This is a genomic window from Alloprevotella sp. (assembly GCF_057240785.1).
The window spans coordinates 57,825-71,827 of sequence record NZ_DBHHRH010000022.1 but is presented as its reverse complement, the minus strand read 5'-3'; the positions used below and the strand labels follow the sequence as shown (position 1 = coordinate 71,827).

The following is a 14,003-nucleotide window of genomic DNA, read 5'->3' as shown; positions in this document are numbered from 1 at the left end:
GTGTGCGGTTTAAGAAACTCATGAAGGAGCGTTTCTTAAACCGAATTTGGGTTTATTCCTTTCGCCAATATCCTTATTGTATTTAGTGAAATAAATGGTATATAAAATTTTGGCTGTTTATAGGCATCGTAGATAATTCTTTTCTACAGAGTTATTACTTTTATGAACAGCTATTACCATAAGAAACGACAGGCCTACAAAATGTAGACCTGCCGCTAATTGGAACTATTTTTTAGTTGAAAAGATCTTCATTAGATTCTTTGTCTTTCTTCGCTTTCTGTATCCCATTTTTCTGCGAAGAGACGGTCGTATGCGATGAACTACTTTGTACTTCATCTGTTCGCGAAGTAACAGAAGGTTCTTCTCTCATATCACCCTCTCCTCCCATCAAATCATCGGCAGAAGAATTTAAGCTATCTGATGCATGATGAGAAGAAAGAGAATCAGCATGATTATTAGAAGGAGCTGAGAAATTAAAATCACCGCCATAGGTAGCAGGATCTACAGTTTCGGGTGTTGGTGCATAACGCTGTCTGTACTTCTGCCCTAGGTCCGCATCTGCCAAGACTTTTTGCATAAAGAGACCTACAATAGGAAGAGCAGTTCGACTACCTTGCCCTAAAGCTCCAGTCCGGAAGTGTATACAACGATCTTCCGCTCCAACCCAAGCTCCACAAACAAGGCCCGGCGTAACTCCCACAAACCAAGCATCAGAGTGATTGTTAGAAGTACCCGTCTTTCCGCCTGCATCTATCTGTTTGCTCCATAAAGCACTACCTAAATAGCTTTGGAAAGATTGCGAGGTTCCGCCAGAATCCATCATGCCGGCCTCCAACATTTTTTGCATATAGAAAGCTGCTTTCCACGGAAGAGCCTGTATAGGTTTCGGTTCTGCTTCGTAGACTACGTCACCATCTTGATTCACTATTTTTGTAACCAAAGTGGGTTCTATATAGGCACCATTATTAGCAACAGCACTATATGCCCCAACAATTTCTTCCAACTTTACATCGCTTGCACCCAAAGCCAACGCAGGAGTATCATCCAGAGGAGATTTTACACCTAAATCTTGGGCGGTGCGAATTACCTGGGGAATACCCACATCTTGTCCTAAACGTACAGCTACTGAATTGACACTCCGGGCAAAAGCCGTGCGTAAGGGCATATCAACACCTGAGAAACGACCATTAGCATTTGTAGGACGCCACACGGTATTTTCCTTCTTAATTTTATCGTAGACAGTCATCTCAATCATCTCATCTCGGCGAGTGTCAACAGGCGTAAGCCCTTGCTTCATTGCCGTAGCATAAACGAAGAGCTTAAAAGTAGAACCAGGTTGGCGCATAGATACAACCTTATCATACTGCCAAGTCTTGTAATCTATATCACCCACCCAAGCACGTACATATCCCGTTTGCGGCTCCATAGCCATAAAACCTGCGTGCATAAAACGGACCATATATTTCAAAGAATCTACTGTTGACATAATTCGTTCCTCAGAACCATTATAAGTAAAGAGTTTTACTTTATGTGGCTTATTAAGATAATAGTTTACCGAATCTGGATTGCTGGGATAACGAGCAGCCAACTGCTTGTAGACATTTTCTTTTTTCAAACGGTCCTCGATAAAATTTGGAATAATATTACCATGTTCATCACGCCAGGGATCTTGCCCGCGCCAATGGTTGTCGAAGTTGTTTTGTACAGTTTTCATTTGCTGCTTAACAGCTTCTTCCGCATATTTCTGCATACGCGTATCCAGCGTAGTATAGATTTTTAGACCATCTGTGTAAGGATCCACATCAGGACACTTTTCTTTAATATAATCGGCTACGGCATCGCGGAAATAGAGAGCTTGTCCATCAAGAGCACTCTCTACACTGAAGTCCAATTTTAATGGAAGTTTTTTCAGTGAATCAGCTTCTTGACGCGATAAGAAGTTATGAGTATACATATTCTCCAACACAACATTTCTGCGTGACTTACTTCGCTCAGGATTTGTACGAGGATTATAAGCAGTTGTTGCTTTCAACATTCCCACTAATACTGCAGCTTCTTCAGTCTTCAGTTTAGCAGGAGTTGTATTAAAGTAGGTCTTAGCTGCAGTTTTTATACCAAAAGCATTTGAGCCAAAATCTACAGTATTTGCATACATTCGAAGGATGTCTTGCTTAGAGTTGGTCATCTCAATCTCTGTTGCAATGATCATCTCCTTACTCTTCATAATGAGGATACGAACACCTGGAATTTTACCAAGTAGACCTGTACCATATTCTGAGCGTACTTTAAACATATTCTTCACCAACTGCTGCGTGATTGTTGAAGCACCGCGGGCATTACCGCGCGTAGCATCTTTGGCAGCAGCCAGCATCCCTTGAAAATCTATGCCGTGGTGCTCATAAAAACGTTCATCCTCTGTAGAAATCAAAGCCTTGAAAAATACAGGATTGATATCTTTATACTCTACAGGCATACGATTTTCACTAAAGAATTTACCTATTACCTTTCCATCAGAACTGTAGATTTCGGAAGCCATTGCAGTTTTAGGGTGCATAATCTCACTCAGCGAAGGTGACTTGCCAAAAAGCCAGAAAAGATTAAAAGTGACCGCGAAAACATAAAAGAAGAGAAAGGCAATAGAAGAAGAAATTACCACAATGGTTTTCTTCCACCATGGCTGGTCTTTGTATAAGCTTTTATACCAGCTCCAAAAACCTTTCAACTTGCGGATACACCAACGAAAAGGACGAAGGAGAGTATTCAATAAAGACTTTTTATTTTCTGACATATCTCAATACATTATTAATGTGCAAAAATACGGTAACAAAGCCGTACCGGCAAAGATTTAGACATTTTTATACGCAGCCACTATATCATGCAATCGATCACAAATCGAGTGTTCTTCAGGATGGAACCAATAAATACTTTCATCACGCTTGAACCATGTGAGCTGCTTTTTGGCATAAACGCGTGTATTCTTACGCATTCTGTCGAGAGCAAAATCCAGTTCCCATTCTCCATCCAAATAATTGAACAATTCCTTATATCCCACTGTATTCAATGAGTTACAATTACGAAAAGGTAGTACACGCTGCACTTCATCCAAAAGTCCCTCACCCATCATTGCAGAGACGCGGTGATTTATTCTATCAAACAATTCTGGACGTGGGCGATTCAACCCAACCTTTATAATATTGAAGGGACGCAGCTTCTTTTTGCCCGTGCGAAAAGAAGTGAAAGTATGCCCCGTTTGGTAACAAATCTCTAGGGCGTGCAACACACGTGCAGTATTTTTCCGATCCACGCGGTCGTAATAAGCAGGATCAAGCAAGCGTAACTCGGAAACCAAAGTTTCCAAGCCCTCCGCTTCATAACGAGAACACACCATTTGGCGCGTTTCATCCGTCACTGTTGGAATGTCATCAATGCCATTGCAAACGGCGTCGATATACATCATTGAGCCCCCACTCATAACGATAACCTCCTGCTGTTCAAAAAGTTGAGAAAGCAATTTTAGTGTATCGACCTCATATTGTGACGCGCTGTAGTAATCCTCCAAACCAAGTGTACCAACAAAATAGTGTTTCACTCGTTCTAGCTGGTCAGGAGTGGGAGCAGCTGTACCTATGGGGATATCACGATAAAACTGGCGACTATCTGCGCTAATAATACAGGAACCGAACTGCTCTGCAATTCGCAAAGACAATTCGGTTTTTCCTACGCCCGTAGGCCCCAAAATGACTATAAGAGTTTTCAATAGGGCTGTCCGTCGCTTATTTCGAATCCCTCCAAATCGAGTTCATCATCATTAAATTGTGGTCCTTCTGCACCAAAGAGTACATCATCTTCTACTTCTCCTGCTCCAGCAGTAGCGGTTTTAGGAGCTGGCATAGAGAAATCCAACTCCGCTATTTGCTGCGGAGCAGTTCCTTTAGAACGCACAAGCTTGGGCTCACTCAAATTTGTTCCTGGAATCTCTTCACAAACCGTAGCATAGAACATCCGGTCTGAAAAGGGGTCAAAAACAAAGACAAGTCGTTGTCCCTCATCCTCCAAGAACTCACTAAGGTGCGTGTTCTCCATGACATAAACATCCTCATCAGCACTAGATGCGCCCATGTCCTCACGCGTCACTTGCTGACCGCGTTCCCATTCTTCATCACACAGATAGAAGGAGGTCATCTGATCGTCTGGATAATTGCAGGAAGCAAGTATCGCTTTATTCAAATCGAGGAACGTTGCATCGCTATCAATTTCAAACTCACGTAAGAAACCTTCAACCTCGTCTGAGATAAATTTTATTTTTAAAATCATACCTTATTAGCACTATTGAAAGAACAGTCTTTAGTCAGCAATAATACCCCGCTGTGAACTGCTGCAAAAATCCACAATATAATCTACTTCTTTGCAGCCACCGAGGGTTTCACGCACTTCTTCAAGGCGTTCTTTCATCAATTTGTCACTATCGTAAATAATCTTGTAAGCCTTATGCACCTTTTCGATAACTTCTGAAGAAAATCCTCTACGACGAAGTCCCACAAGATTCAGACCGCAATACTTTATAGGTTCTCGAGCGGCCATGGTGAATGGAGGTATATCCTGACTTGTACGAGAACCGCCACCCACCATCACATAACTACCAATGCGGCAGAACTGATGTACGAGAACATTCGCAGACAAAATGGCAAAGTCATCAATGACAACCTCACCTGCAAGTTTTGTAGAGTTTCCGATAATACAACCGCTGCCTACAAAGACATCATGAGCCACGTGCATTCCCTCCATCAGCAGATTATTACTGCCTACCACAGTCTTGCCCTTCGCAGCTGTTCCGCGATTGATGGTAACATTTTCACGAATTGTATTATTGTCACCAATTTCAGCAGTAGTTTCTTCACCACGAAACTTCAAGTCTTGGGGAACAGCACCGAGTACTGCACCAGGAAATACCACGTTTCCACTTCCCATCCGCGTGCCGTAGAGCAATGTAACGCTATTCATCAAACGATTATTATCGCCAATAACGACATTCTTATCAATAAAGCAGAAAGGTCCTATTTCACAGTTCTCTCCAATTTTAGCCTCGGGATCGACGTAAGCCAAAGGACTTATCTTATTTGCCATAGCTATTCAATGATTATTTATTTTCAACAAGTTGAGCCGTAAACGATGCTTCCATAACAGCTGTTTCGCCCACAAATACAAAGCCATGCATTGATGCAATACCATGACGAATAGGCGCTGTCATACGCACCTTGAAAAGCAGCGTATCACCGGGTACAACCTTTTGGCGGAATTTTACGCCATCTATCTTCAAGAAATAAGTACTACATTTCTCTGGATCTTTCATTGTGTTCAGCGTGAGCAAACCGCCTGCTTGAGCCAAGGCTTCGATTTGCAAAACACCAGGCATAACAGGCTCTTGGGGGAAATGACCTTGGAAGAAAGGCTCATTACTTGTAACATTCTTAACAGCTACAATATAGTCGGAGCCCATTTCAATGACTTTGTCCACCAACTGCATCGGATAGCGATGTGGTAGCAAAGCACGAACACGATTGATATCCATCAATGGTGCTTGATTTGGGTCGTACTTCGGAGCTTGTACTTCGTGCTTGCGAATTTCTCGACGCATCTGTCGTGCAAACTTATTGTTGATGGTATGGCCGGGTTTGGTAGCAATAATCCTACCTTTCAGCGGGCGACCGATCAGTGCCATATCACCAATGATGTCCAACAATTTATGGCGAGCGGGTTCATTGCGCCATTCAAGCGGGCGGCGCTGTATATAACCTAACTTCGTTGCGTCACGATGATCCACATGGAGATTGTCGGCCAAGAGGTCGAGCGCACCTTGTTCCATAGGTGTTTCATAGATAACAACGGCGTTATCCAGATCACCACCTTTGATAAGTCCCATCTTGAGCAGCGGCTCTATTTCTCGAACGAAAACAAAGGTGCGAGCAGGAGCTATCTCCTTTCCGAAATCTTCCATATTATCGAGCGTGGCAAACTGGCTACCAATAAACTCTGAATCGAAAGAAATCATAGCCGTCAGAGAGAATTGCTCATCGGGAAGGATGATAATGCTAGAGCCTGTCTTATCATCGCGGAATTCTATCTTACGCTTAATAACGAAGAAGTCTTTCTCTGCATTCTGTTCTTCAATACCCACCTTTTGAATATTGTCCATATAGATTTCCGCACTACCATCGAGGATAGGAAACTCTGGTCCGTTCACCGATATAAGGCAGTTGTCAATACCACTGGCATACAAGGCGGCCATGGCGTGCTCAATCGTTGAGCAACGAGCCTCACCTTTCGCAATAACTGTACCACGAGAGGTGTCTACCACATTTTCAGCGATGGCTTCAATGAGTGGTTCTCCTGGTAAATCGATACGCTGAACTTTATATCCGAAATTCTCTGGAGCAGGATTGAACGTCACTGTCAGGTTTAGACCTGTATGAAGTCCTTTCCCGAAAAGAGAAAAACTTCCTTTGAGAGTTTTTTGCTTAAACATAGTCTATACGTTTCATTTATTTTCGAAAGCACGCTTCAGATCGTTCACGTCCTTCCACAATTCGGGGAGATTCTTGAATACTGCTGAACAACGGGCAAACTGGCGAGCATCCATTGCAGGCGAGCCAATAATAACCTGATCTGATTTACGCACTTTTCCTGCAATGCCTGCTTGTGCTCCGCTACGAGTGCGGTCGGCAACCTCTATATGACCTGCTATGCCAACCTGTCCGCCAAACATACACCACTGGCCTATCTTAGTTGAGCCAGCTACTCCCACTTGAGCCGACATCACTGTGTTTTCACCAATATCGCAATTATGAGCAATTTGAACAAGATTATCAAGCTTCACACCCTTGCGCACATAGGTTGAACCCATAACGGCACGATCCACACAAGAATTAGCTCCAATCTCGACATCATCTTCAATGATAGCATTACCAATTTGAGGAATCTTCTCATAGCCTCCATCTACCGGAGCAAAACCAAAGCCATCAGAACCGATGCAGCAACCTGAATGAAGAATCACGCGGTTGCCAACATGACAATCGTGATAAACAGACACATTAGGATAGAGAATACAGTTCTCTCCCACTGTTGCACGTTCTTCTACGACAACTCCTGCATAGAGTTGTGAACCATCACCTATAACAACATTTTCGCCTACATAAGCATGTGGCCCTACATAAACATTCTTACCGATTTGTGCCGTTTCTGCTACACAAGCCTGTGGGTGAATGCCTACGCGTGGTTGTGACATCGCTTGCTGATACAACGTCAGCAACCGTGCAACACAAGCACGTGCGTCTTCAACACGTATCAACGTGGCGGAGACAGGCTTAGATGGTTGAAAATCTTTATTGACTAATACGACACTAGCCTTCGTGTCGTAGAGATAGTGTTCGTAGTGAATATCAGAGAGAAAAGTAATGGCACCAGGCACACCTTCCTCTATCTTTGCAAACGTAGTTACAACGGCCTTGGGGTCTCCCTCAACCTGTCCCTGCAAATACGCTGCTATCTGCTCTGCATTAAATTCCATAGCGTGATTATAATCTTATAATATGCGAAGATAAAGGAAAGTAAACGAAAATGCAAAAAAGCTTAGTCTTTTCTCATTCCCAAGCTACTTTTTCAGTAGCTTCTGTGAAACTTTGAAAGACTAACAGATAAAACTCATTTTTGCTTTTTAAAATCCCACTTCTCCATGTTTAACTTCAAACTACATTCGTTCTCTCTCGGTAATTTTATCCTCCAACATCAAAACATAAATTTCAAGGACTTAACTTGGAGGAGGAAAGGCACTTTATTTTACAATGCTCTTTTCTATTCTAGAAAAGGGAAAAGACATAAAACCCGTCAATGCAACAAAAGAAGAAGATGATGATGATGTTAGTGGCGGAAGATCTTCTTTATTTGATGGCTAAAGCGACTTGAATACCAATAGTTTTTCAAAATAAAACAAGAAATTTCACTAGAAAGAAGCCTATTTTCCCTTATCCTATCAACTGATATTATAAGGATGTCAGCTGACGTCCTTATAGCGTTTGAAAATTCCCTTATTGTATTTTACATTCCCCTAAGAAAAAAACAGGAATAGAGCGATTTTTAAGAAGCTCAAGAATACGTTATTTTAGTGCATGTATTCATTAGCTGATTTTCAAGCGATTCTCAGCGTCATAGACTGCGATATTCTTTGACACCTTCTACCTTTTAGATATCCATAAGAGAAGGATGAAGTGACAAAAGATAAGAAGAGCGTACCTCATATGAGATACGCTCTTCAAAATTATGGATCGAAAGAGAATCTTATTCGTGTGGATTTCTCAAATACCAGTTACTCTGTGTCATCAGCGTATTATACAACGTAGCATTGTAAACATTGGGCTGTTCATAGAGTTTGAGGTTCGTACTGCGACGGGCAATTTGCCATGCCATCCAGCTTGTGCCATGAGTTGCGGGGAAGCTACCAGATGTATCACTGTTCTTATGACGAGCGAAACGGCAGAGGTCGGCAAAACGATAACCTTCGAAACCTAACTCACGGGCACACTCATCAGAAATAAGGTCTTCAACAGCATCAATCTCCAAGGGATTAGCTTCAGAAACACTTGGAGCTGCTACTTCTGAATAACTCCAACGCAATGTATCAAGCTGTGTTGGACCTGTAGGAGCTAACGTAGAGAGCAACTTACGAGCATGGGAACGAACACCTGCTGACATATTGTTCATACGATTTGCTTCATCAAGGATACGTTGAGCCACGAGCACAAAATAAGTGTTCTGCTTATCTTGTTCTTTGTACAAGCCACCGCCTAATTCGTTTATACCAATATTCTTTGTGAATGGAGGTTCTGACAGATTGAAATCTGCAAAGTCTGCATCAGCATGGAAACGAACAAGTTCGTCAGCATCAATACCAATCATGTCGTGTTCAACAGTTGTACTATCAATAACAGAAGTTATATATTTAGTATGCTTCGTATCATTATAGACAGTGTCAGCTTTGAGACCAGGAATGCGCTGACCATTCAAACCACCGCGAAGAATTGAGAAAGCCAAATGAGGATAGCCACTACGGTTGAGAGCTTCAGCCAGGCGGAGATATACTTGATTAGTACGATAGAGATCAATCACATAGCGGAAAGCGAAGCTTGTAGGCCATGGATTCTCAGAAGAACTACTACCAAACTTCTGAATGAAACGTATGCGACCAGCTTCAGTAGTCACTTCTGGTGCTGTTCCATAATAGCGAGCATCACCATTATCGAGATGTTTAACATCTGTAATCACATCTGCTGTCTCTTCATAGAAAACATAGCCTAGATTTTTGTTGAGAGCATTAAAACGCTGAGAAGGACCAATCTGACGATGCTTATAATTAGCTTTCAGAGAAATCTGACCACTAGTCGTCGTAGTTGAAGTCGAGGAAGAAGAGGAGCTGGAAGAGCTCTCATTCGTTGTAGTGGCATTAGAAGAGTGGATATCAAAGCCATAGATGGATGGAATGCGCGTCAGAGTCGTACCAAAAGCAGTATTGGCTGCGGAAGGAATTTCAGTGATAGAACGCTTAGATAAATTACTTGATTCCCAATACAGATTGGCCCAACTTGAACTACGGGGAATATAGGTTTCAGTATTTCCCGTACGAGACTTTACAACAGATGCTCTGTAAGAGGTGGAAACAAGTGCTCCAGCATTCTTCAGATAATCATAGTAATATTTTGCAGCCTTAGAAAAATCTGACTTACTTGCACCACGAAGGAGATAGAGGTCGCCTAAAACGAGGTCACCATGGAACAACATATTGGCATGCTGGATATTACCTGCACCAGTATTAAAAGAACCATAATTGGGAAGACCATACATTTTTTCATAAGCCAAGGCTTGTTCTAAGTCTGACTTAACAAGATCTAGAAGATTGTCGGGGGTTGCCCAAGCTTCAGGATTCTTTTCCCAACCAGTATTGGCACTATGAACAGGCTTCGTGATATAAGGAACACGGCCATAATTCTGTACCAACTGCATGTAAGTCCAAGCACGAATCAGCATAACCTGAGCTGCTTCTTTACGCATATAATAGATGCTATTCTTAGAAGCTAAAGTATCTACTTTCGAAAGATAGAAATTACACTGGTTGATAACTTTATAATAAGCTGAACGGTTTAACAACGCATTTTCTCCATCAGCAGAACGCTTGAAATTAGCAATGTCTGCAATAGAGTCAGAAGTAAACATCGTTGTATCTGCCAAATCGCCACGAAGCTCACCGAGCAAAGTGTTTTGCTCTACAACATCCTGAACGTTTGCGAGAATACCGAGATAGAAGTTCACCGTATCTTTGCCGTTAAAGTTCTCGGCATAACGATTCAAATCAGGGGTCAGCATATCTTCGCAGGACGTCGTTGTTGCACCCAGTCCCAAAAGTAAGGCGAAAAGACCTAAAATAGATTTTGCTTTCATTGTTGTGATATTTGTAGTTGACTGGCAATCTGTGTGAGAATGATAGAGTAAGACTCTACACATTCTCCACAAATTGACTAATCTTTATACATTACAAGTTGATAGTTACGCCGAAATTAAAGCTACGACTTGAAGGGAGATATCCTGCATCAACGCCCTGATAAAGGACGCCATTGCCAACAGAAACCTCTGGGTCAGAGCCAAGATATTTTGTAACCGTGAATACATTGTTCACTTCACCCCAAACAGAGAGTCCTTGCAGCCAGCTCAGATTCAACGGTAATTTGTAAGTAAGGCGAAGTTTTTTTAGCTTCAAGAAAGAACCATCTTCAATCCAGCGATCAGAGAAACGCTCATTGTCTACCCACTCTTCATTGGTGGAAGCCATAGGACGAGGAACGTCTGTTACTTGACCTTCGTAACGCCAGCGATTAACAACGGCTGTAGTCTGATTCCAAATATTGTTTTGGGCTTCAAGCTGAGAACGCTGGTAGTTGAAGACATCATTACCCAGAGAATACTTGAAGATAAGATCCAGCGTAAGTCCCTTCCAAGACAACGTGGTATAGAGGTTACCATAAATCGTTGGATTGGGATTACCAATTTCAACCATATCAGCTTCATTGATCCAACCGTCGCCATTCTGGTCTACGAAATGTACATCACCAGCTTTGAAATTGCGATAAGGACTAGATGCTATGCCGGTCGGATAACGGAGATATCCATACTTACCTGCTTGAGCTGCTTGGGCATCAGTACTAAAGACACCAGCTGTTTTATATCCATAGAAGACACCAACAGAACGGCCTACAGCTGAAAGTATATTCTTGTTACCATAAACATTAGATAACACACCATGGAGAACTTGAGCAGATTCTTCAATGCGCTTACCATTTGCATCAAGAGGATAAGATGTGATATAGTTCAAGTCTGAAGTTGGCAACTTGGTCAATTCATTCTTATAATGACCTATGGTAAAGCCTGCTTGCCAACGCCAATCGTTATGATTAACGAGAACAGTATTAACATTGAACTCAACTCCTGTATTCTTCAAAGCGCCATCATTTGCCCACATTGTTCGAAGACCTGTAATATCACTAACAGATTTCTGTGCCAAGAGATTAGATGTCTTAGCGTAGAACCAGTTGAGGCCTAAAGATAATCTATTGTCGAACATATTAGTATTCAAACCAATATTGAACTTACGAGTTGTTTCCCACTGAATGGTAGGATTCTCGATATTGGCGAGAACAAGAGCTGTAGCACGATCCAAGAACTTGCGGTTAGCAAAATAGGTACGACTTGCATAGTAATCTACATCGTCGTTACCACTTTCTTCATAACCAGCTGTTAATTTCAGATAATTTATGGCTTTTACATTGAACCAATCTTCATTAGATACAACCCAACCAGCCTGGAGTGAAGGGAAGAAGCCCCAACGAACACCAGCTAACTTAAGACCACCCTTAGCCTCTTTACCGAAACGAGAAGAGGCATCCATTGCTACAATAGCATTCAGGAAATAGCGATTACGATAATTGTAACTACCATTTACATAATAGCTCAAATTATTCCAAGTGTCGTTTGTGCCACCATAGTCTTTATACTGCAATGAATAAGACATATTAGGCATCTTATCATTGTCGTTGTTATAACCAGAAACATGGCTATCACTATAAGAATATGCAGAGTAGCGGAATCCGCCTAAGACATCTACAGCGTGTGCCCCAAACTGACGAGCCCAATTCACTTGGAAGTCATTGAACAAAGTTGTTTCCTTACCAAACTGTGAACGCACAATGCTATAAACATCGCCCAAACCTTCTACCTCCATAGTGGGAGTACCATTATAAGGCAGATAGTACTTCTCATTTGAACGGTTCAAAATGTAGCTGAAGCGATTCTGAATAGTGAGGTATTTATTGATTTGGTATTTGGGAGCAATGTTTAGATTAAACTGAGTTTGTTCCTGATAATTCTTATTATTTCCTTCACCATTAAGCAAAGTCCAATAAGGATTAACGAGTCCTGCAAATCCATAATCTTTAGCAAAAGAGAAAGGATTATTTGTATCGTTATAATTTTTACCAGCATAAACCTTATCTGTATGACCAAGATACAGACCACCATTCTTATAGCCTACAAAATAAGCATAGGGACTAATGAATGGAGACTGGATAAGGCCAAGAACATTCGGAGATGAAATATGGCGTCTAGAATAATCCTCTGCCCAACCATTATCACGTAGGTTATATGCATTACGTGCATAACCTATATCAATAGATGAGGTAAGATTCTTTGTCAGCGTAACATCTGTATTGAAGCGAATGTTCAAACGATTAAAGTCGTTTTTCTTTGCAGTAGCATTACTCTGAGTGAAACCTAGAGACAGGTTATACATTGCAATGTCATCACCGCCTTCTACACCAACCTTATAGTTTTGAGTAAATGCTGTACTATAAAGATCCGACTGCCAATCCGTATTGTTATGATACATCGGATAGAACAAATAGTTAGGATCTTCATTCAAGAATGGAATATTCTGGCTAGAAGAGAGGCTCTTTGCATACTCTGTTGTACCCAAGAATTCAGAAATGTAGCTGCGATACTGATTACCGTTCATCACAGGAATCTTATTGTGTATCGTTTCAAAACCACCATAAGCACGAATCTTAATGCGGGTAACCATACTACGGCCACGACGTGTGGTGATCTTAATGACACCATTCGCACCGCGCGAACCATAAAGAGCTACGCCATTCTTGATAGTTTCAACATTTTCAATATCCTCAGGATCTATAATATTGAAAAGATTATTAACAAAACCATCATGAAGAGTCGTACGATTGTACTGCATATCTTGCACTACACCATCAATAACGACAAGTGGTTGCGTATTTGCATTCAAAGAATTCAAACCATTCATCAGCAAGAAAGCGCCTTGTGCAGGCATTCCACCACGGTTAATTGCGCGAACACTTCCATTCAGATGATTCTCAATATCATTCTCAATCGTAGTTGCACTTGAATTATCAAGGCCCATGCTAGCAGTATTGAAAATATCAGTACCATCCTTATAAAGAGGTTTTACGATACCATTATACAAAACTACATCTTGCTTTTCAGAACCTTTGATACCCAATTGTACTGCATTGTAACCATCCAGATTGATGTACAAAGCAGTTACGAATGTAGGGACAGAAATAGTATAAGCACCATTTTCATCAGTCATCGTAGTGTAGAAGCGATTACTCAAAGCTTGTACACGAACACCGGCTAAAGGCTTTTTTGTTGCCGCATCGAAAATATGGCCAGAAACTTGTTTCATTTCATACTTCGGTGCCACTATCTTAGCCTTGGCTGGAGCGACCTTTGTCTGAACCGCAACTGCGGTAGTGTCTGCCTCTTGAGCTGACAGCACGCATGTACCAGACAGCATGAAAAGGCATACACCTGCACGAATAACTCCCTGCATCATGTTAGTTCGTTTTATATTATTCATCTTAGACTTACTTTTT

8 protein-coding genes are annotated in these 14,003 nt (G+C 41.7%); all 8 read right to left on the bottom strand.

Annotated features, from left to right (window positions below):
- Positions 1 to 232: 232 nt before the first annotated feature.
- The 8 genes from ACO4R2_RS05400 to ACO4R2_RS05365 all read right to left on the bottom strand — a co-directional run bounded on the left by ACO4R2_RS05400 (position 233) and on the right by ACO4R2_RS05365 (position 13,987).
- Complete coding sequence (locus ACO4R2_RS05400; RefSeq protein WP_484769473.1) at positions 233 to 2,788, bottom strand: transglycosylase domain-containing protein; 2,556 nt, start codon at positions 2,786 to 2,788, stop codon at positions 233 to 235.
- 57 nt (positions 2,789 to 2,845) lie between these two features.
- Positions 2,846 to 3,757, bottom strand: coding sequence for a tRNA (adenosine(37)-N6)-dimethylallyltransferase MiaA (gene miaA, locus ACO4R2_RS05395; RefSeq protein WP_484769472.1), 912 nt, complete (start codon positions 3,755 to 3,757; stop codon positions 2,846 to 2,848).
- Positions 3,754 to 4,314: an IS1096 element passenger TnpR family protein gene (locus ACO4R2_RS05390; protein ID WP_484769471.1), complete on the bottom strand. Its 561-nt coding sequence runs from the start codon at positions 4,312 to 4,314 to the stop codon at positions 3,754 to 3,756. Before ACO4R2_RS05390 ends, miaA begins: the two co-directional genes overlap by 4 nt.
- Before the next feature lie 30 nt (positions 4,315 to 4,344).
- Entirely contained in the window at positions 4,345 to 5,124 is a 780-nt protein-coding gene (gene lpxA, locus ACO4R2_RS05385) for an acyl-ACP--UDP-N-acetylglucosamine O-acyltransferase (RefSeq protein ID WP_311490108.1), read from the bottom strand.
- Between the two features lie 13 nt (positions 5,125 to 5,137).
- A complete protein-coding gene (locus tag ACO4R2_RS05380; protein WP_484769470.1) occupies positions 5,138 to 6,523 on the bottom strand; it encodes a bifunctional UDP-3-O-[3-hydroxymyristoyl] N-acetylglucosamine deacetylase/3-hydroxyacyl-ACP dehydratase in 1,386 nt (461 codons plus the stop codon).
- 12 nt (positions 6,524 to 6,535) lie between these two features.
- Entirely contained in the window at positions 6,536 to 7,564 is a 1,029-nt protein-coding gene (lpxD, locus tag ACO4R2_RS05375; protein ID WP_484769469.1) for a UDP-3-O-(3-hydroxymyristoyl)glucosamine N-acyltransferase, read from the bottom strand.
- A 767-nt stretch (positions 7,565 to 8,331) separates the two neighbouring features.
- Entirely contained in the window at positions 8,332 to 10,485 is a 2,154-nt protein-coding gene (locus tag ACO4R2_RS05370) for a RagB/SusD family nutrient uptake outer membrane protein (RefSeq protein ID WP_484769468.1), read from the bottom strand.
- A gap of 91 nt (positions 10,486 to 10,576) precedes the next feature.
- The gene (locus tag ACO4R2_RS05365; protein WP_484769467.1) at positions 10,577 to 13,987 is read right to left on the bottom strand and encodes a SusC/RagA family TonB-linked outer membrane protein; all 3,411 of its coding nucleotides are present in this window, start codon (positions 13,985 to 13,987) and stop codon (positions 10,577 to 10,579) included.
- Positions 13,988 to 14,003 lie beyond the last annotated feature (16 nt).